At 45.7% G+C, this 23371-nt stretch carries 24 protein-coding genes and 4 tRNA genes; 9 read left to right on the top strand and 19 right to left on the bottom strand.

What is annotated here, in order from left to right:
- Window positions 1-242: 242 nt before the first annotated feature.
- Together ABSY64_RS06845 and ABSY64_RS06840 are read right to left on the bottom strand one after the other, a co-directional pair.
- Window positions 243-1430: an aminotransferase class I/II-fold pyridoxal phosphate-dependent enzyme gene (locus ABSY64_RS06845; protein WP_349642340.1), complete on the bottom strand. Its 1188-nt coding sequence runs from the start codon at window positions 1428-1430 to the stop codon at window positions 243-245.
- A gap of 74 nt (window positions 1431-1504) precedes the next feature.
- Window positions 1505-2065, bottom strand: coding sequence for a guanylate kinase (locus ABSY64_RS06840; RefSeq protein WP_349642339.1), 561 nt, complete (start codon window positions 2063-2065; stop codon window positions 1505-1507).
- Between the two features lie 195 nt (window positions 2066-2260).
- Between ABSY64_RS06840 and ABSY64_RS06835 the strand changes: the two genes are divergently transcribed.
- Together ABSY64_RS06835 and ABSY64_RS06830 are read left to right on the top strand one after the other, a co-directional pair.
- A complete protein-coding gene (locus ABSY64_RS06835; protein ID WP_349642338.1) occupies window positions 2261-3475 on the top strand; it encodes an APC family permease in 1215 nt (404 codons plus the stop codon).
- A 146-nt stretch (window positions 3476-3621) separates the two neighbouring features.
- Entirely contained in the window at window positions 3622-5028 is a 1407-nt protein-coding gene (locus ABSY64_RS06830; RefSeq protein ID WP_349642337.1) for an APC family permease, read from the top strand.
- A 38-nt stretch (window positions 5029-5066) separates the two neighbouring features.
- On the opposite strand, the gene ABSY64_RS06825 is transcribed toward ABSY64_RS06830, so the two are convergent.
- The gene (locus ABSY64_RS06825) at window positions 5067-6776 is read right to left on the bottom strand and encodes a septation ring formation regulator EzrA (protein ID WP_349642336.1); all 1710 of its coding nucleotides are present in this window, start codon (window positions 6774-6776) and stop codon (window positions 5067-5069) included.
- Between the two features lie 303 nt (window positions 6777-7079).
- Here ABSY64_RS06825 and rpsD point away from each other — a divergent pair, with 303 nt between their 5' ends.
- The 4 genes from rpsD to ABSY64_RS06805 all read left to right on the top strand — a co-directional run bounded on the left by rpsD (window position 7080) and on the right by ABSY64_RS06805 (window position 10230).
- Entirely contained in the window at window positions 7080-7685 is a 606-nt protein-coding gene (gene rpsD, locus ABSY64_RS06820) for a 30S ribosomal protein S4 (RefSeq protein WP_349642335.1), read from the top strand.
- Window positions 7686-7780: 95 nt separating this feature from the next.
- The gene (locus tag ABSY64_RS06815; protein WP_349642334.1) at window positions 7781-8155 is read left to right on the top strand and encodes a DUF1694 domain-containing protein; all 375 of its coding nucleotides are present in this window, start codon (window positions 7781-7783) and stop codon (window positions 8153-8155) included.
- A gap of 9 nt (window positions 8156-8164) precedes the next feature.
- Window positions 8165-9454 carry a replication-associated recombination protein A gene (locus ABSY64_RS06810; RefSeq protein ID WP_349642333.1) on the top strand — a complete coding sequence of 430 codons (1290 nt, stop codon included), beginning with the start codon at window positions 8165-8167 and terminating at the stop codon, window positions 9452-9454.
- A gap of 341 nt (window positions 9455-9795) precedes the next feature.
- A complete protein-coding gene (locus tag ABSY64_RS06805; RefSeq protein WP_349642332.1) occupies window positions 9796-10230 on the top strand; it encodes a universal stress protein in 435 nt (144 codons plus the stop codon).
- A gap of 37 nt (window positions 10231-10267) precedes the next feature.
- Here ABSY64_RS06805 and ABSY64_RS06800 read toward each other — a convergent pair whose 3' ends face one another.
- From ABSY64_RS06800 to ABSY64_RS06765, 8 genes are all read right to left on the bottom strand, one after another.
- Window positions 10268-11410, bottom strand: a complete 1143-nt coding sequence (locus tag ABSY64_RS06800; RefSeq protein ID WP_349642331.1) for a D-alanine--D-alanine ligase family protein — start codon at window positions 11408-11410, stop codon at window positions 10268-10270.
- A 14-nt stretch (window positions 11411-11424) separates the two neighbouring features.
- Window positions 11425-12417, bottom strand: coding sequence for a DUF2785 domain-containing protein (locus tag ABSY64_RS06795; protein WP_349642330.1), 993 nt, complete (start codon window positions 12415-12417; stop codon window positions 11425-11427).
- Window positions 12417-13625: an FtsW/RodA/SpoVE family cell cycle protein gene (locus ABSY64_RS06790; RefSeq protein WP_349642329.1), complete on the bottom strand. Its 1209-nt coding sequence runs from the start codon at window positions 13623-13625 to the stop codon at window positions 12417-12419. Before ABSY64_RS06790 ends, ABSY64_RS06795 begins: the two co-directional genes overlap by 1 nt.
- Before the next feature lie 82 nt (window positions 13626-13707).
- Window positions 13708-13917 (bottom strand): DUF2969 family protein, encoded by a 210-nt coding sequence (locus ABSY64_RS06785; protein WP_349642328.1) that lies wholly within the window; start codon window positions 13915-13917, stop codon window positions 13708-13710.
- A 9-nt stretch (window positions 13918-13926) separates the two neighbouring features.
- Entirely contained in the window at window positions 13927-14916 is a 990-nt protein-coding gene (locus ABSY64_RS06780; protein WP_349642327.1) for a rod shape-determining protein, read from the bottom strand.
- 110 nt (window positions 14917-15026) lie between these two features.
- The gene (locus ABSY64_RS06775) at window positions 15027-15248 is read right to left on the bottom strand and encodes a DUF1146 family protein (RefSeq protein ID WP_349642326.1); all 222 of its coding nucleotides are present in this window, start codon (window positions 15246-15248) and stop codon (window positions 15027-15029) included.
- Between the two features lie 45 nt (window positions 15249-15293).
- Entirely contained in the window at window positions 15294-15965 is a 672-nt protein-coding gene (locus tag ABSY64_RS06770; RefSeq protein WP_349642325.1) for a ComFC family protein, read from the bottom strand.
- A complete protein-coding gene (locus ABSY64_RS06765; protein ID WP_349642342.1) occupies window positions 15962-17242 on the bottom strand; it encodes an ATP-dependent helicase ComFA in 1281 nt (426 codons plus the stop codon). Before ABSY64_RS06765 ends, ABSY64_RS06770 begins: the two co-directional genes overlap by 4 nt.
- A gap of 18 nt (window positions 17243-17260) precedes the next feature.
- Between ABSY64_RS06765 and ABSY64_RS06760 the strand changes: the two genes are divergently transcribed.
- Complete coding sequence (locus tag ABSY64_RS06760) at window positions 17261-17896, top strand: YigZ family protein (RefSeq protein WP_349642324.1); 636 nt, start codon at window positions 17261-17263, stop codon at window positions 17894-17896.
- A gap of 18 nt (window positions 17897-17914) precedes the next feature.
- Window positions 17915-17986: transfer RNA gene (locus ABSY64_RS06755), tRNA-Arg, on the top strand.
- Window positions 17987-18023: 37 nt separating this feature from the next.
- Here the strand turns inward: ABSY64_RS06755 and ABSY64_RS06750 are convergent.
- The 4 genes from ABSY64_RS06750 to ABSY64_RS06735 form a co-directional block, all read right to left on the bottom strand.
- The gene (locus ABSY64_RS06750; RefSeq protein WP_349642323.1) at window positions 18024-18584 is read right to left on the bottom strand and encodes a DNA-3-methyladenine glycosylase I; all 561 of its coding nucleotides are present in this window, start codon (window positions 18582-18584) and stop codon (window positions 18024-18026) included.
- A 95-nt stretch (window positions 18585-18679) separates the two neighbouring features.
- On the bottom strand, window positions 18680-20005 hold the full coding sequence (gene eno, locus ABSY64_RS06745; RefSeq protein ID WP_349642322.1) for a phosphopyruvate hydratase: 1326 nt from the start codon (window positions 20003-20005) through the stop codon (window positions 18680-18682).
- A 131-nt stretch (window positions 20006-20136) separates the two neighbouring features.
- Window positions 20137-20910 carry a triose-phosphate isomerase gene (gene tpiA, locus ABSY64_RS06740; protein ID WP_349642321.1) on the bottom strand — a complete coding sequence of 258 codons (774 nt, stop codon included), beginning with the start codon at window positions 20908-20910 and terminating at the stop codon, window positions 20137-20139.
- Window positions 20907-21248 carry an SH3 domain-containing protein gene (locus tag ABSY64_RS06735; RefSeq protein WP_349642320.1) on the bottom strand — a complete coding sequence of 114 codons (342 nt, stop codon included), beginning with the start codon at window positions 21246-21248 and terminating at the stop codon, window positions 20907-20909. Before ABSY64_RS06735 ends, tpiA begins: the two co-directional genes overlap by 4 nt.
- Window positions 21249-21355: 107 nt before the next feature.
- Between ABSY64_RS06735 and ABSY64_RS06730 the strand changes: the two genes are divergently transcribed.
- Window positions 21356-21441: transfer RNA gene (locus ABSY64_RS06730), tRNA-Leu, on the top strand.
- Between the two features lie 34 nt (window positions 21442-21475).
- Here the strand turns inward: ABSY64_RS06730 and ABSY64_RS06725 are convergent.
- The 4 genes from ABSY64_RS06725 to ABSY64_RS06710 all read right to left on the bottom strand — a co-directional run bounded on the left by ABSY64_RS06725 (window position 21476) and on the right by ABSY64_RS06710 (window position 23370).
- A complete protein-coding gene (locus ABSY64_RS06725) occupies window positions 21476-22360 on the bottom strand; it encodes an EamA family transporter (RefSeq protein ID WP_349642319.1) in 885 nt (294 codons plus the stop codon).
- A gap of 44 nt (window positions 22361-22404) precedes the next feature.
- Entirely contained in the window at window positions 22405-23085 is a 681-nt protein-coding gene (locus tag ABSY64_RS06720; protein WP_349642318.1) for a YoaK family protein, read from the bottom strand.
- Between the two features lie 56 nt (window positions 23086-23141).
- Window positions 23142-23214, bottom strand: a tRNA-Thr gene (locus ABSY64_RS06715).
- Window positions 23215-23288: 74 nt separating this feature from the next.
- Window positions 23289-23370, bottom strand: a tRNA-Leu gene (locus ABSY64_RS06710).
- Between the last annotated feature and the right edge of the window lies 1 nt (window position 23371).

The following is a 23371-nucleotide window of genomic DNA, read 5'->3' as shown; positions in this document are numbered from 1 at the left end:
GCTCGGTGCGACTTAATTATTCTAGCAGATTGCCTGAGCTTTGACAAGCTTTATTTTCGCTCGTCGCTGCCTCGGCCCCCCTCAAGAACAATAAATAGTCTACCAGCTTACTGCCCTGCGCGCAAGGGGTTTTTGATCGTTTTTTGAGACTTTCGTTATAACCGTTTTTAGTAAGTTATTTAAATAATATTGTTCGCCTTCTGATCATGAACTATGCATACATTCGATAAATATTCGTATGATTATTTATCATTCATAAACTTGGTTACTCGGCTAGCAACTTTCTTGAGGTTATCCATTGATGCCGCATAACTTAAACGAACGTATCCTTGGCCACCCTTACCAAAAGCTGACCCTGGAATGAAAGCGACCTTTGCCTTCTCAGCAAGTTCCACACAGAAGGCCATGTCATCTTGGTTCTGGCCTTCAGGAATCTTAGCGAAGAGATAGAATGCACCACCTGGATTAGCAATCTGGAAGCCAAGCTTTGTCAAAGCTTCATATAAGAAATCGCGACGTTGACGATAAGCTTCCTTCATCTTTTTGGTATCTTCTTTTCCAGCTTCGGTACCAAAGGCTTCGACCGCAGCGGCCATAGCTGGATTAGAGGCAGTCGTAGTTGTACATTGATGAACGATAGTGATCAAAGAAATCAAGTTTGCTGGTCCTGCAATAAAACCAATCCGGTATCCAGTCATTGCATGTGACTTTGAGACGCCATTCAATACCAAAGTTTGGTCTGGCAAAAACTTTGCAATGGAGACATGTTTCTGGTCGTATGACAATTCGGCATAGATTTCATCCGAAATGACGACAATGTCGGTCTTTGAAATAACATCGGCTAGTGCCTTCAATTCATCGGCTGAGTAAGTTACACCAGTTGGATTTGAGGGAAAGTTCAAGACCAAGGCCTTAATCTTATCGCCATACTCCGCAATCGTCGCGGATAACTTAGCTGGCGTTAGCTTAAACCCATCATCAGAAGTATCCACACTAATGGTATCGACACCTTCTAACTGACCATCGCTGACGTAAAAGGGGAAAATTGGCGAAGGAACCAAAAGACCGTCACCAGGGTTAAGTACGGCAGTCAAGGAATCAAAAATCCCCTCAGTCGCACCAACAGTTACAATGATTTCGGAATCCGCCTTGTAGTCGAGTCCGTATCGGTCCTTCATGAAGCTACTAATTGCTTGGCGCAAAGCCATACTTCCATTGGAAGGGGCATAGTGGGAATCATTGTCTTCAATTGATTTAATCGCTGCCGCTTTAATATGATCCGGAACATCAAAGTCAGGCTCTCCCAATGTCAGCTTTACGATATCTGGGATTGAACTGACCTTCTCATCAAAAGCACGGATGATTCCGGGCTTCATTGCTAGAAGGTTCTTGTTCATCTTCTTCAAAATGGCTTCTTTGGCTGTTGGCATAATCTTCCTCTTTTATTAAAACTCTTTAATAATTGACATTATCCTATAACGAAAATATCTTAAAGTCAATAAAATCAAGATTCTAATTTTTCAACGAGCCTATCCAAGGCACTTTTTGTTAGCGGCCAATCATCGTTCTTAATGACAGTTGCTTTCCCCTTCAAAGCGTCTGGCAAAGCCAAGTCACGTTCAAAATCAGCAGAATTCAAGCGCTTCGCCATTGCAGCCGGCAGATCGCCTCGCCGCTTAAGACGCTCCATCAGGATTTTAGGATTAGAAATGGTTACATAAAGCAGGACGACATCATCCCCCAATTCTTTCATGTAGGTTTCAGCCCCGACCGAATCAAGAACGATGCTAGCAATTTTGTGGTGCTCCCAAGCCCTTTCCAAACCTTCCCAGGATGAACCGTAATGATTGCCGGCATAGGTAACATCTTCTAGGTAGTGATTCTTAGCGAAACTTTCCGGACTTTCAAAATAATAATCCTGCCCGTTCACCTCACCGATGCGCGGCGCACGGGTGGTATGCGTGATGACTTGGGGAATGCCCCATTTTTCATTCAGATAATGTGTGATGGTCGTCTTACCGACTCCTGTTGGACCAAAAACGACAATTACTTTTCCATTTTGCATGATGGTCACCCCCCTATTTCTTAAATCGAAAAACACGGCTTACTTATATAGTACGAAACATATTTTAACATGCTAAATATTTTCGTTATGGATTGATGTGTGAGCTTATTTAACAAATTTCATCAATTTACAATCCCTTTCATAATAGAATTAATCAACACTATATGTGTAATAAATTAGGATTGTGAGAAATATATGAACCAATTAAGACGTGCTTTCAAACGCGAATCAATCGACGGGTACCTCAACAAAGACTCGCAACTCAAACGAGTTTTAACAACTCGTGACTTAATTGCCCTAGGAATTGGAGCCGTAATCGGAACTGGAATCTTCATTCTTCCCGGTATTGAAGCCGCGACGCATGCTGGGCCAGCTGTTTCTATTTCTTTTTTAATCGCTGCGATTTTTTCAGGAATGGCTGGCATGGCCTTCGCTGAATTTTCCTCGGCGATGCCCGTTGCGGGTTCAGCTTATTCCTACGGATCCGTCATATACGGCGAGCTAATTGGTTGGCTGCTCGGTTGGTCTTTGATTGTTGAATACTTCTTGTCAGTTTCGGCAATTTCAACCGGTTTTGCCGCCTATTCTAACAATCTCTTGGACTCAATGGGCATTCCGCTTCCTACATATTTACAGATGGGACCGGCCCGTGGTGGTGTCATTAATTTACTGGCCGTTCTTTTAATCCTCGTGATTAGTCTCATCATCGCTAACGGACTCAGTCTTTTCAAGAAAATTGAAAACACTGCCGTTTACATCAAAATCGCGATTCTATTACTCTTTATTATTCTAGGATCCTTCTTCGTCAAGCATAGCAACCACGTGCCCTTTTATCCGAAGGAATTCCATTTCGGTCCACTGGGACTAGGTGGAATTTTTAGTGCCACTTCTGGTGTTATTTTTGCCTTTATTGGTTTTGATACCATTGCGGCCCATGCTGCTGAAGCGAAAAATCCCAAGAAAACCATGTCGCGTTCAATTTTGAGTACCGTCGTGATTTCTGCAGTTCTCTATACGCTCTTCGCCTTCGTTCTCACGGGCATGGTTAACTACAAGCGCTTGAATGTCGATGATGCGGCCGCCTTTGCGCTACAAGTCGTTCATCAAAACCAATTTTCAATGGTGATCACGGTTGGTGCCCTGACTTCCTTAATCAACATTGGGACTCTAACCGCGTTCTTGTTTATTAGTTTTGGCATTATTCCACTCCGCCGACGGGCGGACCTTCAACATGAGGGTTTCAAAATGCCGCTTTATCCGATTTTGCCAATTCTGACTGGAATTTTGAGTTTCCTTTTAATTCTCGGACTTCCCCACGAAACCCTATGGTTATACGCTGCCTGGGTAGTGGTTGGCATCATTTGGTATTTCAGTTACGGCATTCGGCACTCATCTTTAAGTAATAAATGATGACTAAGAAAAACTTTCCTTTATAATAGTAGGAAAGTTTTTGTTGCGTAAAATTGACTCCTTAAAATCAAAAAACTTTCGACATTCAAAGCTAGTGATAGTAGAATGGATTTATGTTAAATTAATTAGAATTGTGAGAAAAGACTATGAATTTATTGAAACGTGCCTTTCAACGGGAATCCGTTGATGGCTACCTCGCCAAAGATTCACAAATGAAGCGAGTTCTATCCACCAAAGACTTGATTGGGCTTGGGGTTGGTACCGTTATCGGTTCCGGAATCTTTATTTTGCCAGGGATTGAAGCAGCCCAGCATGCTGGTCCAGCTGTTGCCATTTCCTTTTTGCTTGCCGCCCTCTTTTCTGGGATGGCCGGCATGGCCTTCGCGGAATTTTCTTCTGCCATGCCCGTTGCCGGTTCAGCCTACTCCTATGGGTCGGTTATCTATGGTGAATTAATCGGCTGGTTACTGGGTTGGTCCTTAATTGTTGAATACTTCTTGGCCGTATCCGCTATTTCAACTGGTTTTGCCGCTTACTGTAACAATCTTTTGAAAATGTTTGGCATCCCCCTACCGAAGTATTTGCAAGCGGGGCCTGCCGCGGGTGGTGTCATTAACCTGATTGCCGTACTCTTGATTGTCTTCGTTAGTCTCATTATCGCTCGCGGTTTGAACACTTCCAAGAAAATCGAAAACGGTGCCGTTTACCTAAAAATCATCATCCTAGTTCTCTTTATTGTGGTTGGTGCCTTCTTCGTTAAGGGTAGCAACTACGTACCCTTCTATCCAAAGGAATTCCGTACTGGTTGGTTAGGCTTGGGTGGCATTGGTGCCGCAACTGCAAGTATCATCTTTGCCTTCCTGGGCTTCGATACCATTGCGGCCCACGCTGCTGAAGTTAAGAACCCCAAAAAGACCATGTCACGTGGAATCTTGGGAACGGTTGTGATTTCAGCAACGCTTTACACTTTGTTTGCCATCGTCTTGACTGGAATGGTTAATTACAAGAAGTTGAACGTTGATGATCCCGCAGCCTTTGCCCTTCAAGCCGTTCACCAAAACCAATTCTCGATGGTTATCACTGTTGGTGCCCTAGCCGGAATGTTTACCGCGGTTTTGGCTTTGGTCTATGCCTCGTCACGTTTGGCCTACTCCTTTGGGCGTGATGGTCTCTTGCCAAGAGGTCTTGGGAAGATTAGCATCAAAAACAAGATTCCAAACCGCGCCTTAGTTCTGGCTGTGGTTGTTGAATCAATCTTTGCTGGTTTGGTTCCTTTGGACACCTTGGCAGCCTTGATTAACATCGGAACTTTGTCAGCCTTCATGTTGATTAGTTTCGGCGTTCTCTTTCTTCGCCGACGCAAAGATTTGCAGCACGACGGTTTCAAGGTTCCCTTCTACCCCGTCTTGCCTTTCTTGACTGGTTTGATTAGTCTCTTCTTAATTCTACGTTTGCCTCACGAAACGCTTTGGATGTACGCTATCTGGATTACACTTGGAATTATCTGGTACTTCACCTATGGCATTCGCCATTCATCCTTGAATCAGAAATAAAAAAGCAGCAATCATAATGATTGCTGCTTTTTACTAGCTTAAATTTCTGGACGATGACGCTGGTAAGAATTTACGATTTTTTCATAAATACCTACGTCGACTTGATCAAGAGCCTTACCAAGGATATCCATCACACGGCCATATTGGAAATCTTGGTGGTAGATACGGTCAGCTTCACGATAAGCACGCTCAACATCACTGCTATTAGCGCGGTAACGATTAGCGTACTGCATGAGCTGTTCAGCTAAGTTCGCTTCATCCATGATTTGTTGGGTCTTTTCCTTGAGAGTATCGAGGTCAGCCGCAACAATGTTCATTTGACGCTGAACTTCGTCCATGTCCGTTACTTTTTGGCTCACGCTCTGGTTAAGACGTTCGATTTCGCCAGTTACGTTGTAGAAGTACTCAAGGTAAACCGCTGGTAGACCTGGCAAATTCATTCGTTCGAGACGGTGACGAATACTCTTAACCTGATCAACTTCTTCTTCGGTCATCTTACGAGCCGATTCGCGAGCGGGTTCGAGCTGACGGACAGACTGCCAGATTTCAACCTGATCTTTTTCAAGTTGGTCAAAGTTTGCCACCCACTGCTTTTGTAGTTCAAGCGCTTGGCTATAGGTTAAACGACGCAAATCGATTTCTTGTCGAGCCGCTTGAATGCTAGCCTCAACCTGTTCAATCTGGTTCAACAATTCATTACGCTTTTCAACCTCTTGATGGTTAAAGGTAAAGCTTGAGCGCAAACGATCCAATTCGAGGGCCAAAACTTGGTTTTGTTCCTTTAAACGAGCAAGTTGATCACTAACCTTTGGTCGGTTCGTGACGTAGGCTTTGCGAGCATCCATTTCCTTTTGCATTAAGTCATAAAGGGATTGGATACGCATTTCGATGTCTGAATTGTGGTCCTTAACTTCCTTTAGCTTCAAGTCAGCCAATAAGTCCAAGGTTTCCAAACGATCATTATCCAGTTGATTCAATTCATTCGGAATGGCGTCGCCTTCAAAAACAATCCCATCACGAACTAGGGCATCGTAGGCATCCGCCAATTCCATCAACTGATCAACGTAGCGATGGTTCAAGCTTTGGAAAAGTTGGGGGACATCGTTTTGCATGGTTTCAAGCTGGGTGCTTTCCATGCCCAGCTGTTCGTAAATCTCACCGGCGGCAACTTGATCCCCACTCTTGGTGTAATCTGAAAAGTGCTTGAAGTCCGCTTCCAACTGGTCGATAAACTTCATTAAGGCTGGGTAGGCCGGTCCAAAAGTGTTCTTTTGATTCTTTAGGGTCTGACGGGCAATGGTATAAGAACCTTGCAATTCTTCCAATGCCTTTTCGTGGCGCTGTGTGGCATCTTGCAACTGAACCAAGCCATCCTGGATTGCCTGAATTTCATCATCCGTGTCATCAACTAACTGGGTAACTTCCTTTAGCTCTTTTTGAGTTTTCCAGAGGTTAAAACCAGAAGCATCCGACATCACAAGGTTCAACCCTTGATCAATATTCAGGAAGCTAGTATTACGAATCTTACCATAGCGTCCTTCCAAGTCCTGGTAATCAGCCAAAGACTTACCAGTCAAAGCCATCTTACGGGCATCGACCAATTGATCGTGAACTTTCAAGTTGACCAAATCTTTTTTACGTTGTTCTAAGACCGATGCCTTAGCTAAATTTCTTCTTTGTACTACAAGAATGGCGATTCCACCCAAGAAAACGACCACAATTGCAGTGATTAAGATGGTAATCCACATAATTTCTATCCCAATCCTACTTATTTAATATTCTAAGTTAAACGATACACTATTTTTTTCATTTGAAAGCTGTTCTAGAGCCCTTTTATCGCTTTCTTAAGAATTTGGCAAAGGACCGAAAAGCTGGTATACTTATTGAAGTTGTTTATTGAGTAGCAGTAGGCAAAGAAGCGCGTCAACAGCGTCTCGATTCGTTAGTAAGGGCATAGCTACTGTCCCTGAGAAACGTAAAATTTTGACGCTGCACGCATCTGGTGCCTACCCTTCAATGTACAGCAAAATACATTTTGGAGGACATTTTGCATGTCACGTTATACAGGACCAAAATGGCGTATTTCACGTCGTTTAGGTGTTTCATTGTCAGGTACCGGTAAGGAATTGTCTCGCCGTGCCTACGCCCCAGGAGATCACGGCCAAGGCCGTCGCGGTAAGGTTTCCGAATATGGAATGCAGTTGCGCGAAAAGCAAAAGTTGCGTTTCACTTACGGTTTGACTGAACGTCAATTCCACACTTTGTTCAACAAAGCTGGTAAGATCCGTCAAGGTACCCACGGTACTAACTTCATGATCTTGTTGGAACGTCGTTTGGATTCATTGGTTTACCGTCTCGGTTTGGCAACTACTCGTGCACAAGCTCGTCAACTTGTTAACCACGGCCACATTTTGGTTGATGGCAAGCGCGTTGATATCCCTTCATACGAAGTAGTGCCTGGTCAGGTTATCTCAGTTCGCGAAAAGTCAAAGAACATTGTTCCTATCCAAATCGCTATCGAATCAGTTGTGTCACGTCCACAATTCGTTGAATTCGATGCTGATAAGTTGGAAGGTAAGCTTGTTCGTTTGCCTGAACGCGAAGAATTGGATGCCGACATTAACGAAGCGCTTATCGTCGAATTCTACAACCGTTAAGATTAATCTTTTCGGTTTAAGCCACCTCTTCGGGGTGGTTTTTTTGTGGCTATTTTTTACGTATAATAGAGGGAGCAATTAAAAAGGAGATGCCCATGGACATCAACGAACGTTTACAGCAAGAACAAATGACAGGTGGCGCCCCCAAAGTTAACCCAGATGAGCAGAATCGCTATCTGGGCACCTTCCGCGAACGTGTCATGGCGGCTGTCAAAGTTTCCCAAGTCGATGATGCAAATGTTCAAGCTTGGCTCCGTAACTTAATGCAAGAAAATAGCGAAGGGAAGCTGCTAATCAACCAGGCTTTGCTCGGTGATGATTTCACTGCCTACCTGACGATGGCAACGAGCACGAATCACCCTTTCACGCTCTTATCTGACAGTTCAACTGTCAGCAAGCAAGCTGATCCCGTCGCCGTTGTTCTTGCGGCTGATCACGCGGTTAATTTCGATCAAATTTACTATAACTAAGGAAAAAACATGGCACAGCAAAAGCCGCTCGCCTTTCGTATGCGGCCCAAGAAAATTGAAGATATTGTTGGCCAACAGGACCTAATCGGACCCGAAAAAATTATTTGGCGAATGGTGGTGGCCCACCGTCTATCCTCCATGATTTTATACGGCCCTCCTGGAACAGGGAAAACCTCGATTGCTTCGGCCATTGCGGGTTCTTCCAAGTATGCTTTCCGTTCTTTGAACGCGGCAACTGATAGTCAAAAGGACCTGCAAATCGTGGCTGAAGAAGCCAAGATGTCGGGAACTGTTGTTTTACTATTGGATGAAATCCATCGTTTAAACAAGGTTAAGCAGGACTTTCTTTTACCGCTGCTAGAATCTGGGCAGATTATTCTAATTGGCGCAACGACGGAAAATCCCTACATCAACGTTACGCCAGCCATTCGCTCCCGTACTCAGATTTTCCAGGTCCACTCACTTTCCGAAGAGGATATTGCCAAGGCCATTGATCGAGCGCTGCATGACAAGGAAAATGGTTTGGGTGACTACAAGGTTAATTTGGCACCTGACGCACTGCAGTTATTGACGCGCGCGACAAACGGCGACTTGCGTGGCGCTTTGAACTCGCTAGAGTTAGCGGTCTTGTCAACTAAACCTGATGCCGAGGGTGTGATTCAAATTACCCTGCCAGTCATCGAAGAAACGACGCAACGACAATCTTTGGCGGCCGATAAAGACGGCGATGCCCATTATGACGTGATTTCGGCATTACAAAAGTCGATTCGTGGTTCGGATGTGGATGCCGCTCTGCATTACGCAGCCCGAATTATCGAATCGGGCGATCTACCAATCCTGATTCGGCGCCTGTCCGTCATCGCCTACGAGGACATCGGTTTGGCCAACCCTCCTGCTGCACAAAGAGCAATTTTGGCTATTCAAACGGCGCAATCGCTTGGTTTACCCGAAGCGCGAATACCAATTGCAAACGCAGTCATTGAATTGGCTCTTTCACCAAAATCCAACTCGGCCTATGCCGCTATGGATGCTGCGCTGGCTGACCTTAAGCACAGCAACGGCATCGACATTCCAGCCCACTTACGCGACGCTCACTATTCCGGTGCCAAGAAATTGGGACACGGAAACGGTTATCTCTACCCACATGATTACGATAATGACTGGGTTGCCCAGCAGTACCTTCCCGACAAGCTAAAAAAGAAGCAGTACTTCCAGCCCAAGGGCAATTCAAAGGCTGAACAGCAACTTAAAGAAGTCAACAGCAGCCTTAAAAAACGGCAACAGGATGGCTTAAAATAGAATTTAGGCAATTCCTGTCAAGTCTTTAATTCAAAGATTATTCGCGTTACAATATGCAATGAACTACTTCGGTATACGCATTGTTGCATCATCAGCTTTTTCCTTACAACCTTTTATTTGGATGAGGATAGTTAATCTTAAAGACAAGCCCTTTCTTTCGGTAGTCTGGCGGTTAACTGAATCACCCACCTCGATAATTTTCGAGGAAAATCTGCGCAACGATTAACGGTACCAATGAAGTATTCCGGGCATGACCCGTGGTCCATCTTCGGATGGGCTTTTTTGTGCAGTCAGTAAGTAAGTCTTGCGGTATACTGAGGGTGTAAGAGGAGGAAGTTGAAATGCAACAATACCAACGCATTCTGGTAGCCATGGACGGCTCCAAAGAATCCGAAGCAGCCTTGAACCGTGCAATTCAAATGGTAAATGGTCAGGACCAAGCCATCATCACCTTGGCAAACGTCATTGATCCGAAGGCTTTTGAAAGTGTATCTTCGTTTGATAACAACATGGTGGATGCCATGGCTGATCAAGCGCGCCAAAGCATGGAAAAGTATCGCAAGCAAGCTACTGACGCAGGTGTCAAAAACGTGGATTACACTATCGAATTTGGTTCCCCCAAGTCAAAAATTGCTCGCGATTTGCCAAAAGAATTGAATGCCGACCTAATCATCATGGGCGCATCTGGCCTAAACGCTGTTGAGCGCTTTGTTGAAGGTTCCGTTACTTCTTACGTTAGCCGCGTAGCACAAATTGATGTTTTAATTGTTCGTTAAACCCAACATAAAAAGCAGACCGCAACGGTCTGCTTTTTTATTTGTTTGACTTGAAAGTTCCTAGCTTTTCTTCGCCAAGGGCTTCAAAGGCATAACTCAATTCATTATTGTAATCGAATTCTTCCAAACCATATTGGACCAACATGTCCGCCAACTTGGCATTATCAATATTGGAATAATCCCAGAGACGCTTGAAGAGCGACATGTTGGTGAAACCAGGCAAAGTGTTTGGTTCACCCAAATATGGCACGTTGTCAGCATCAATCAGGAAGTCCATTCGGGCCTCTCCACAAAGATTCAAAACCTTGTAGGCCTTTAAAGCCATTTCCTTGATTTCTTCCGTAACGGCTTCTGGCAAGCGTGCAGGAATTTCAAATTCAACGGCTGAATTATCGACGAACTTACTCTTGTAGTCGTACCAACCCGTACCATTTTCCTGGCCGGGCACGTGGTGCGCTCCAATTTCTGAAACCAGCGGTTCTTGGTTCCCAATCACACCGACTTCCAATTCACGTGGTCCTTCAACCGCCGCTTCAATCAAAATCTTGTGATCGTACTTGAAGGAATCCGCCATCGCCGCCTTGAAGTCAACTTCGTTGTCGGCACGGGAAATTCCAACGGATGAACCCTGGTTAGCCGCCTTAACAAAGACTACCGAACCAAGCTCTGCTTCGATGTCGGCCCATGAAATTTCGTCGGCTTCATCCTGCTGAACAACACGGTACTTCGTATTACGGATATTGTTAACCGTCAAAATTTCCTTGGTCAACACCTTATCGAAGGAAATGGCGTGGCCACGCAAAGGGGCACCCACGAATGGCTTTTGCAAGAGGCGGAAGAGCCCTTGCAAGGTACCATCTTCACCCAAGTTTCCATGGACAACTGGGAAGAAAACATCGATGGCCGGAATTCGTTGCAAGGCAGCGATTGGGGCCAAAATATCATTCTGGTCAATTTCTTGCATGTAAGCATCAACCAAAGGCTGCTCGTCTTCTTGCTGCATGATTTTCATCGAACGGTCTGGATCAATGCAGTAACCGTTTTGCGCAATGGCAACCACGGTCGTCTTGTACTTGCCGCTCGCTTCCAAAGCATCATAAAAGTTCTGCGCCGAACGCTTCGAAACGTCGTGTTCCGATGAATTACCGCCAAACAAAAGCACTACATTTTTTTTCGTCATAACATCTTCCATTCTTATGATAAGTAATTCTTAGTGGTTAATACGTAGGACATAATCGCTGCAGGCACTTCCTTTTCTCCACAAACAATGATTTCGTGGAAGAACTGCATGCGATTGTACATTTGCTGCCAACGTTGCCGGGTCTGGACAAAGGGTTCGTTGACAATATCTTTACGCCAGAGCTTCAAATTGGTAAGGAAGTACTCGGCATAAATGTCGTGCCGCTTAATCAAGTCCATAAAGGTGGTAATGATACGGGTCACTTCGCCCATCGTCAAGGGCGTTGACAAGGAACGGAAGTTGGCCATCAAGGCGGCCATCAAAAAGATTTTGTCTGCACGGGACAGAGTATTGATGTGAAAAAGCTCGTTCAAAACATTGGAAAGGTGGGTAAAAATATGCACCCAGCCCTTCTGATCAACAAAGCCACGCGTATCGGCCTCCATCAAAGCAATTAAGGCAACTTGGTCAACAATGTGATCAAGTAACTTCTTAGAAACGAAAGGCTTCTCAGCAATCCGGTTTTCGTTTAAGAGCAAAGCCAACAAAGCCAAGGAGTAGGAACGCTGATAGGCGGCCTGATTCTGGCTTTCCAAAAGATGGGCAAACAGTTGATCATCGCGCACCATTTCAGAAGTTAACCAGGACATTTGGTCAGTGGTTAAATGGCCGTTTTGCACTGCACCACCCAAAAAGAAGAAGGCGCCAGTGTCACGATACTTAGGCTGAGGACTGGCCAACTGGTTCAACAACAGGGGTAGGTCCTCATCAGCGATGACATGCCGGTGTAGACCCTCCTTATCATGGGACCATTGTTCCTGATAGCTTTCGATGACTTCGAGTGCCTCAGCACCGCCATCCGGAAGGATTACTGGACTAGCCTTTTCATAAGAAACGTCATCCTTAATGGCCGTCATCAGTTCGCCCAAGGATTCGAAAATCAGACCCTTTTGGCTCTTATCGCGCAATTCGGCGAGTTTACTTTTTATTTCCGCTAAGTACTGCATTAGATTGAGAATCCTGTTGCTTCGTTAAAGGTGTTGCTTTGCTGCTGATAACCGATAGAAAGGATTAAACCGACTCCAATCATGTTACTCAAGAGAGAAGAACCACCCTGCGAAATAAAGGGCAAAGGAATTCCAGTCAGTGGCAGCAAACCAATACTCATGCCGACATTTTCAAAGACGTGGAAGAGCACCATCATCACGACACCAGTCGCGATATAGGCGTAAAAGGCATTGCGGGCCTTAAAAGTTGCCCGGATCATCAAGTAAATCAAGGCAAAGTAAAGAATGATGAGGAAAGCGCCACCAATGAAGCCGAAACTTTCTCCAACAACCGAGAAGATCAAATCAGATTCACGAACCGGCACAAAGACGCGCAGATTTCCCCAGCCAGAACCAAAGAGTTGGCCGGAACCAATCGCCTTCAAATTCTGGTACATTTGGTAGCCACCGTTCGAGGTATCTTGAGCAGGATGCAACCAGGCATCAATACGCTGGAACTGGTAGGCCTGAAAGCCCATACCACCCAAAATATTACGACCAACGGATGAAGTCACCAGGAAAATCAAGGTTGACCCGAAGGCCGCAGCGGCAATAACAACCGGACCCAGAATACGCCAAGTAATTCCAGAAACCAAGGTAACACCGCCCAAGATGGCCATGAAAACCAACAAAGTTCCCAAATCGTTTTGGGCAGCAATGAGGATGGCATAAGGCAAGAAAACCCCGACCATCTTTCCAATCAGCATCCAATCCGTACGAACCGTGTGAACAGGAAAAAGACGGTTGTGAGTCGCTACGGTTTTGGCCAGCATCAGAATAAAGGCTGGCTTGGCTAATTCAGACGGTTGTAAGGAAACGGGCCCTATCGCCATCCAGGATTTGGCGCCGGTATCAGCGGCAATTCCACGGCTATAAAAGAAGAGCACCGCAATCAAAAGGAAAATCCCGACACCATAAGCAATCGGTGCCAGACGCCACAGTTGAGAAGCATCAAAACGAACAATAAAGACAATTGCTCCAACCCCAATCGCCCAGTAGAGTAACTGCATAATAACCGCACGAATTGGTGAAGCATCCTTGCCACCATTAACAATTGCTAGGTATAGCGAAGAAACGCCAATTAGCAAGAAGAGAATTAAAATTAGAATGATTCCCCAATCTAGTTCAGATGCGGAAGATCGACTCGAACGATGGGCTGACTGTTGCATGTTTTTCACCTGTTCATCAAAAATTTAGCATTATGTACAAAAATCCCTTGCTTACGCAAAGGATTCTTTTAGCGTTGGACCATTAATGGTATAAATTAAAACTTGCCAAAATTGCCTGTAGCGCTTCATCAACTGACTTAGCCGAATTGATAACACTTTGGTCACCAATTAAGCCACTGTATAATCCCGCTTCTTCTTGGATGGTTCCAATCAATTCGTCATTGATTAAAACTTCAACCAAATCTTCTTGGGGATTCAATTTAACTTGATAGCTCTGACTCTTTTTGCTCATGGGGCCACCTTATCGCTTTGGCTTTGTCATCATGTGTTCCAACAAAGCACCAGTACCCTTGGCAACGTTGTTCAAAGGTGCTTCGGCAACAAAGACAGGCACTTCAAGATGTTGGGCCAAAAGACGGTCCATACCAGTCAAGAGAGCACCACCACCGGTCAACATAATCCCACGGTCAATGATGTCAGCTGCTAGTTCAGGCGGCAACTTTGACAAAGCAGAGTGAGCGGCATCCACGATTTGTTCCAAAGTCTCATGCAAGGCTTCTTCAATTTCGTTGGCGTTAATCGTAACCGTTTCAGGCATACCATCAAAGTTATCACGACCACGAACTTCCATCGTCTGTGGATCGTCGCTTTGCAACGCTGAACCAATTTCAATCTTAATCGTTTCGGCTGAACGTTCTCCAACAACCAAGTTGTGGCGACGCTTCAAGTAGTTGACGATGTCAACGTTCATACGGTCACCGGCAATCCGGATTGATTCTGAAACAACGATGTCACCCAATGAAAGGATGGCGATATCAGAGGTTCCACCACCGATATCAATCACCATTGAACCAACCGGCTTGAAGATGTCCAAACCAGCTCCAATGGCAGCAACCTTTGGTTCGTAATCCAGGTAAACCTTGGCTCCACCAGCCTTTTCAGCGGCTTGAATGATTGCCTTACGTTCAATTTCAGTAATGTTGGTTGGCGCACAAATCATGATGTTAGGCTTTGACATGAAGCCCTTAACGTTAAGCTTGTTCACAAAGTAGGTCAACATTGCTTCCGTTACATCAAAATCTGAGATAACCCCGTCCTTCAAAGGACGAACGGCCCGGATGTTACCTGGGGTACGCCCAACCATCCGGTAGGCTTCCGAACCAACTGCAAGAACACGGTCAGTCTTGTCGTCAATGGCCACAACTGATGGCTCGTTTAAAACAATCCCTTCCCCTTCAACGTAAATCAAAACGTTGGCAGTTCCTAAATCAATTCCGATATCTTTTGCCATGCTTATTTCTCCAACAATTACAGTAGTTAAGTCTGCTCTAAATAGTAGTAAAAAGACTTACATAATCTCTTAGATTATATCACATTTGTCTGGATTAGACAGGTCCGAGCTTAGGACTTTAAAATGCTGCCCGGCAACTGAATAGCCCAGCCCACGATGGTGATTAGGCAGGACGAAAAGGTGAAACCAATCACCGTTGCCAGGACCACTTTTAGCATGGCTGCTTGTCGGGGCGTGTAAGGCATAATTTTGGCGAAATTAAGTGGACGCATGAGGTAAAAAGTATAGTAAATCGAAAGAATGGTAAGGACGATCATAAATAAAGGGGACATGGTGGCCTGCTTTCAAGAGTGATTTCTTTTAGTTTATCACAGGATTTAGCGGGCTAGCGAAATTGACCGCACCGATTTGGCGCCGGCCTGCCAGCACAAATCAGCAGCATGATACAAGGTTCGTCCCGTCGTGTAAACATCATCGACTAATAGGATTCTTTTGCCGGCAACCTGCTCAGGATTCTTCAGTAAAAAGGGCTGGGCCTGTTTGATACGATCCTGACGATTATGTAACGATTGGGAAATTTTTTCGGCTTGGGCAACGGCTAATAAGAGCGCATATTTTTGGCCCTCAAGCATCCCCTCCACTTGATTGAAGCCTCTGCATTTCCAAGTCTTTTCGGCGATTGGAATTGGTAGTAATAAATCGTATTGCTGTTTTCGAATGAACCCTTTCATCTGCTTTTGAAAAACCTTGCGCAGTTCATAATCCCCCTGAAATTTGTAGGCTTGCATGTAATCTTGCATCCCCGTCTGATAACGGTACAAGGCACGATGCTGCAATAGCTTCATCCCCTTAGCTCGCCAACGTTGACAGTCGCTGCAGATGACTTGGTCGGGCTCTGCACGGCCACAGCCATCACAGTAGCCTGACTCGATAGCTTCAAAAGAAGCTTGGCAATTTTCACAGAGAAATTCTGACCGTTCTAGTATGCCCAACAATTGAAAAATATTTTGCCCAGCTGGCTGATACTGATTGCAAAGTAAACACTTCATTCTTCCCCCTTTAGTTTTTGACCACGTCGATTCATATCCTGAATTTGCTTGCGTGCTTGCCAAACCGGCCAGGTCATCTGCTGGCAATAGGCCTGCACCAAGCCATCAGGGCGGTTAGCCTTGCGACCCACTCTTCCAGCCATTTGCACTAAAGCATTCGCTGAAAAAACCGGGTCATCAGCACCTAAAATCAGGACGTCAATGCCAGGCAAAGTCACCCCACGTTCAAGGATTGTGGTGGTGATCAGGTACTGATACTCGCCATTGCGCATCTTGGTCACCTTTTCAATGCGGTCCGGGTCAGCAGCGTAGACCGTTGTCCCCACCATGGCGGGAAAGTCAGCCAAATATTTTTGAACCAACGCTAAATCAGTAATCTTAGGCACAAAAATCAAAAAACGCTGCTGTTGCTGCTGAAATTCCCGCAAACACTTCAGCAAGTGCCCCGGCGCCCCTTTGCGCCAATTGCCAACACGTTTTATTTTTAACTCCGGTAGCAAATGTTGGTGAAAGCGTAAGGGCAAATAGGAACAGGCCAGTTGCCCTCGCTTGTGCTGCCTTAGTAAGTCTGGCGTGGGCGTAGCCGTCAGGTAGACCACCGTACCGTCGGACAAACGAGCATTTTGGAGAGCGTAAGCCAAGGTCGGATCACCACGGAAAGGAAAAGCATCCACCTCATCAACAATAATCAGGTCAAAGGCCTGGTAAAAGCGCAACAACTGATGGGTCGTTGCTAAAACAAGCTGCGTGTAGCGATAGGGCTCCTCCGTTTGCCCATGCAAAACAATTAAATCGGTCGCTTCAAAAGCGGCCTTTATTCGCGGGGCCAATTCATTAATCACATCCAAACGCGGGGAAACCAAAGCGACCCTCCTCCTGCTCTGCAAAGCCTTTAAAATAAGAGGAAAGAGCATTTCGGTTTTACCCGCACCGGTGACGGCCCACACAAGGTGATCACGCCCAGCCTCTAAAGATGCTATTAATTCCTGGCTCACCGCCGTCTGCTGTTCAGTGAGCTGTCCTTGCCAAGTCAACAGCGCTTGCCCAACAAATGCATGTCTTTCTGGCTGCGACACCAGATAATCTAGCGTCGACACCCGTCCCAAGTTCAAACAAGCACGGCAGTACTGCTCGCCACGTGGCAGATCAAATAAATTCTTTTGGCCACAGCGCGTGCAATTGCCCTTGACGATGGCTTCGCTTGCCTCCCCCATTGTCGCTTCATAATCAATTTTTGGGACCACCAAGCGGCGGCCGTACCATTCTTCATTTGCCATCATGCTATAATACGAAGCATGGAACGTTTTTTCACAATCGCTCCCCAAAGGGCTCTTTGGGAACAAACTATTAAGAAATCGGACTTTATCGTAAACTTCGCTCGAGTGAACAACGAGGAAGAGGCGCAGGCCTTTGTCGAAGAAATCAGCAAAAAGCACTACAAAGCCACCCACAATGTCTTTGCCTATGTCATCGGGCCTAACGACGAAATCAAGCGATACAGCGACAACGGCGAACCTTCTGGAACGGCCGGCGTCCCCATGCTTGAAGTCCTACAAAAAAACCACGTCCGCAATGTGGCAGCCGTGATTACGCGTTACTTTGGTGGTATCAAGCTCGGTGCCGGTGGCTTAATTCGCGCTTATGCTGGCACAACTGCCCAAGGTTTGGAAGCCATCGGCATGGTGGAACGTCTTTTTCAAACCAAGGTCACCATCAATATTGATTACAAGAACAATGACGCCCTGACTTACTGGCTAAAGAGTCATGACTATCATATTCTGGACACCCAATTTGACACTGAGGTACACCAAATTGTTGCCGTCCAAGATGAAAAAATTAAGGACTTCGAAGCCGAACTTAGAAACCATTTTTCGGACAACTTATCCTTTGCCATCGGCGACCCGACTTACTTGGAAATCCCTGTTAAATAGGATACAATGTAATAGTTCGCGCGGTTGGTGTAATGGATAGCACGCAAGATTCCGGTTCTTGCAATCCGGGTTCGACTCCCGGATCGCGCACTAAAAAAGCAAGCACATGATGTGCTTGCTTTTTTCTTTACTTAAAATCACAGTCAACCTGATGATTATTCAAAACACCGGTCGCTTCCAAATAGGACTGCATGATAACGGGCCCGATAAAGGAAAAGCCAGCTTGCTTAAAGCCCTTCGTAACACGCTCCGATAATTCGCTTTTAGCCGGTAGCGTTTCACCCGGCAAGTTCACCTGACTTTGAATTTCGCCATCAGTAAAGGACCAGAGAAAATCATTTAACTGCCGGCCTTGGGCATGCCATTCGACCAATAACCGCGCATTCTTCAGACAGGCTTGGATCTTCATTCGGTTGCGGATAATTGCTGGATTGGCCATCAATTCCGCCACAAAGGCATCCCCCTGCTGGGCCAGAAAAGCTAAATCGAAATGATGAAAGGCCTCCTCAAAAGCAGCCTGCTTATGCAAAACCGTTTTCCAGGACAAGCCCGCTTGGAAAATCTCCATGCAGAGTAATTCAAACAGCTGCTGCTCATCATGATGGGCCTTCCCCCATTGCTTGTCGTGGTAGGCCAACATGTCTTCATCATTTAGACTAGCTTGCGCCCAATTACAGCGTTTTACCATCAGTATCATCTCCATTTCATGGGACGCAGGTCCCTTTTTTAGATAATACGAAATCCAAATAAAAAAAGCACCCGCAGGCGCTTTTTAAATAAGAATTACTTGTCCATGATTGCTTCACGAGCATCAGCTGACAAGTTGTAGAATGAGTGAACACCCTTGTACTTGGCAGTGCTTCCGAGCAATTCTTCGATACGCATCAATTGGTTGTACTTTGCAGTACGTTCTCCACGTGACATTGAACCAGTCTTGATTTGGCCAGCGTTAGTAGCAACAACCAAGTCAGCGATGGTAGTGTCTTCCGTTTCACCTGAACGGTGAGAAACGATAGCAGTGTAGCCAGCTTCCTTAGCCATTTCAATGGCATCCATGGTTTCTGACATAGTACCGATCTGGTTAACCTTGATCAAGATTGAGTTAGCGGCACCCATGCGGATTCCCTTAGCCAAGTATTCAGTGTTCGTAACGAAGAAGTCGTCACCAACCAATTGAACCTTCTTGCCAAGTTCCTTAGTGATTGAAGCCCAGTCGTCCCAGTTGTTTTCATCGATAGGATCTTCGATAGAAATGATTGGGTAACGGTCAACCAAGTCTTCAAGGTACTTAACGAATTCTGCAGTTGAAAGTTCTTCCTTAGTAGACCAACGCAAAACGTACTTCTTCTTGTCGGCATCCCAAAGTTCTGATGAAGCACAGTCCATCGCAATGGCGATGTCCTTACCTGGCTTGTAACCAGCGGCTTCGATGGCCTTAATCAAGTACTGCAATGGTTCTTCGTTGTTGGCAAAGTCAGGAGCAAATCCACCTTCGTCACCAACTGAAGTTGCCTTACCGTCAGCTTCCAACAACTTCTTCAAGTGGTGGAAAGTTTCTGAACCGTAACGGACAGCTTCCTTCATTGAAGGAGCACCGATAGGCATAATCATGAATTCTTGGAAGTCAACCTTGTTATCTGAGTGAGCACCACCGTTGATAACGTTCATCATAGGGGTTGGCAAAACGTATGAGTTCATACCACCAATGTATGAGAACAAAGGCATACCCAATTCGTCAGCTGCGGCACGTGCAGCAGCGATTGAAACGGCCAAGATAGCGTTGGCACCCAACTTACCCTTGTTAGGAGTTCCGTCAAGATCGATCATAGCTTGGTCAATGGCACGTTGGTCAGTTACATCAAACTTACCAACCAAAGCCTTGGCGATTGCATCGTTAACGTTGGCAACGGCCTTAGTAACGCCCTTACCCATGTAACGTGACTTGTCGCCGTCACGCAATTCAACCGCTTCGTGTTCACCGGTTGAAGCACCTGATGGCACGATACCACGACCGAAACCACCTACTTCGGTGATAACTTCGGCTTCGACAGTTGGGTTTCCACGTGAGTCAAGGACTTCGCGTGCAACAATATCAGAAATTAAAGACATGTTTTTTTGTTCTCCTTTTAATTGTTGGTTGTAAAAACAAATCCAAAGTCATTGTAACACTCAAACGTTAAAATATAAACAATCATTTAAGTAATAAAAAAGCCCGGCAAAATGCCGAGCTAACAAGTCTTTTAACCCTTTGCAATCTGGGCTAATTTCAAAAATTGATCTGGATCCAAGGCTGCTTTTCCAACCAAGACACCGTCAATATCAGGTTGGCTCATGATTTCACTGGCATTATCCGGGTTGACCGAACCACCGTATAAAATTCGGACCTTTTCCGAAATCGATGGCGAATACAAGTGGGCCAAAGTTTGGCGGATTAGGTGGGCAGCCTTTTGGGCTTGCTCAGCCGAAGCAGCTTCGCCTGATCCGATGGCCCAGGTTGGTTCATAGGCAATCGTAATGTTACGAATTTGGTCAACCGAAACGCCGGCAAGGGCCGCAGCAACCTGTGCGACCGCTGGCTCGGCATCCATGAATTGGGCGTAAGCTGACATATCTTCATCAATGTCGATGATGGGCTTTAGGCCATTGCGCAGAGCCGCCGTAACCTTCAAGTTAACAGTTGAATCCGTTTCGTTGAAGAACTTACGCCGCTCAAAATGACCAATCAAAACATAGTTCACGCCGATGTCGGCCAAAGCACGGGGTGAAGTTTCACCCGTAAAGGCTCCTGAATCTTCCCAGTGAACGTTTTCAGCAACAACCTGAACAGGACTTTGCGCCGTTTCACGAATCATGTCGGCCAAGAAAATATCCTGGGCCGCAATCCCCGTTTCAACCACGTCAGCAGCTGGTACTTTGTCGTTTACTTTTTCGATGAAATCCTTCACTTCGCCCTGGAGCTTGTTAATCTTCCAGTTGGCGAGAACAAAGGGTACGCGGTGAAATGACTGACTCATTTTTCATCACCTCGCAACATCAAAAAGATAAAGATTGCTTCGATTAGGAGCAGCCAAACGATGTGATTTGGATTTTCATGCACCAAAATCAGCAAAATATAGGACAGCACCAAGGCTAGAAAACCACCAACAGTCTTGATGATACTACGCTGGAACTTACTACGGTTGAGGCGGTCCAAAAGGCGCTGGTTCTCAGCGGTCAACTCGGATACGTCTAACTTCAAACTCTCCACCTGATCAAGCAAAGTGTCGTTTTCTGTCTGCAAAAAATCTACTTGTTCTTGAACTTCGTCGCTCTGGGCATTTTCTTCCCTGCGACGCCATTTAAATAACTTCATCTGAAATCTCCAATCAGCTCTATTTTATCAAAAAATTCGCCTTTTGACTGCCTAAGTCTGCTTGACAAATAGGGTCAAGCCGGGTAAGATTTTAGGAGTTATCAGATGCAGCCGTGGCGGAATTGGCAGACGCGCAGGATTAAGGATCCTGTGTCCGCTTTAGGACGTGCGGGTTCGACTCCCGCCGGCTGCACTATATAAAAAGACGACCTTGCGGGGTCGTCTTTTTATTTTGAAGTTCTTGATGAAATAAAAACCGTTGAGATAATCAGACCGATTCCAAGCGCCTGAACCCAGTTAAACGTTACGCCAAGAAATAAGACCGATAGAAAAGTTGCCGTCAAAGGTTCAAAAGAGCTGAGCATCCCCGTCGTGCTTGGTTTCAGGTAACGCAGACTCAATAGATAAAAGAAATAAGCAACCATGGTCCCAAAAATAATAATGAAAGCAATTCCAAGATAACTGCTTACGTTAAATTGAGGGAGCGCTGTCCAGCCTAAATTGCCTGAAAGTGGTATACCTGCAAGCAACATTCCCCAACCCACAATCGTCATTTCATCATAATCCTTTAACAATTTTCCAGGCAGCAACGTATAACTTGCTTGAGCCAATCCAGCGGCAACACCCCATAAAATTGCGCTAGAAGAAAGCGCTAATTTGTCTAAATGTCCGCCGGTTACCAGGAAAAATGTTCCCAAAACCGCAAGTCCAACAGACAACGCATCGGGCTTAGTTGGAACAACTTTCCGAGATACACTCAAATATAAAATAATAAAAATCGGGCCCAAAAACTGAATCACCGTCGCAGTTGGAGCATTTCCAGTCTTGACTGCCATAAAATAGGCGGACTGGGATGGCAGCATTCCTAAGAGTGCAAAAAGTAACAATTGGACAGCAGACCTAGGTCGCCGCCAAACAGCGAAAACATCAATTTTACGTAACTTAGCCAAAAGCAACAGCAGTAGGCCGGCCACAAGTAGGCGAACCGTTACTAACCACATCGGCTGAATCTTAGTTGCTGCAAAAAGATATTCTGCTACGGTACCTGAAGCACCCCAACAAGCAGCCCCACTAATCGCGATTAGTAAGCCTTTTTTAGTCTTTGAATCCATTCATGCTCCCTATACATCGAACTAACTAGCAATTAATTAAATCTTCAATTTGAACGATGACCCAAATCAACTAGCAGCGCCAAAACTAAACTCAAAATCGGCACCAGAATCGACCAATTACCAAAGAAACGAACGGCCAAACCTGCAAGGAAGGCGCCGAAGAAGAAGCCGCCCACAATGGCGATCGTTTCAAAAACATGGCGGCGTGCCGTACGATCCTTGAGCGTGAACCAGTCGTACATCCCCTCCGAAATCTTGCGAACATTTCCCGTCATCATGAGTGGCGTGAAGGGACCGCCTTTTAATTTGCGGAATTCTTGTAACTCGGCAGCGGCGGCCATCGAAAGCAAGATGGTCGGCCAAAAGCTCTCCGTCAGTAAAGTAAAGATCCCCGCCAAAGCAATCAAAGTAATTTCAGCAATCAAAATCAAACGTTTGCCAAAAGCAGTTTGGCGATCCACGGCTTTGTTATGGTGCTGTGCCCAACGCACAATCATGGTAGCAATGATGAAGGCTAGCAGGGACAAGAAGTACTGGAAAGAGCCCAGCCAATCGCCCTTACCTAAGTGCAGACCAAACAAAATCAAGTTCCCCGTCTGTAGCCCTGAGAAAACCTGGTGATGTAGCAAGTAGGAATAAGCATCCAAACCACCGGCAGCCATGGTTAAAAAGCTGGCGAAAAGGACGCTTTCATAGACTTCGAATTCTTTTTTCTCTGGATTCATGGGCTACTCCTTTTTAGGTAAAGAAAAAACCATCGAATAATCGATGGTTTTGCTAGTGCCGACTGCCGGACTCAAACCGGCGACCCCCTCATTACTAGTGAGGTGCTCTATCAACTGAGCTAAGTCGGCATATCTGAAGCACTCAAATATTATACCAAGTAATATTAGGTACTTCAACAACAAATTCAAAAAATTTGTTGGGATACGGGTGACAGGAATCGAACCTGCACGGATTACTCCACTGGAACCTAAATCCAGCGCGTCTGCCAGTTCCGCCACACCCGCA

The organism is Eupransor demetentiae (genome assembly GCF_963930865.1).
GTDB lineage: Bacteria > Bacillota > Bacilli > Lactobacillales > Lactobacillaceae > Eupransor > Eupransor demetentiae.
This window is presented reverse-complemented; position numbering and strand designations above follow the sequence as displayed.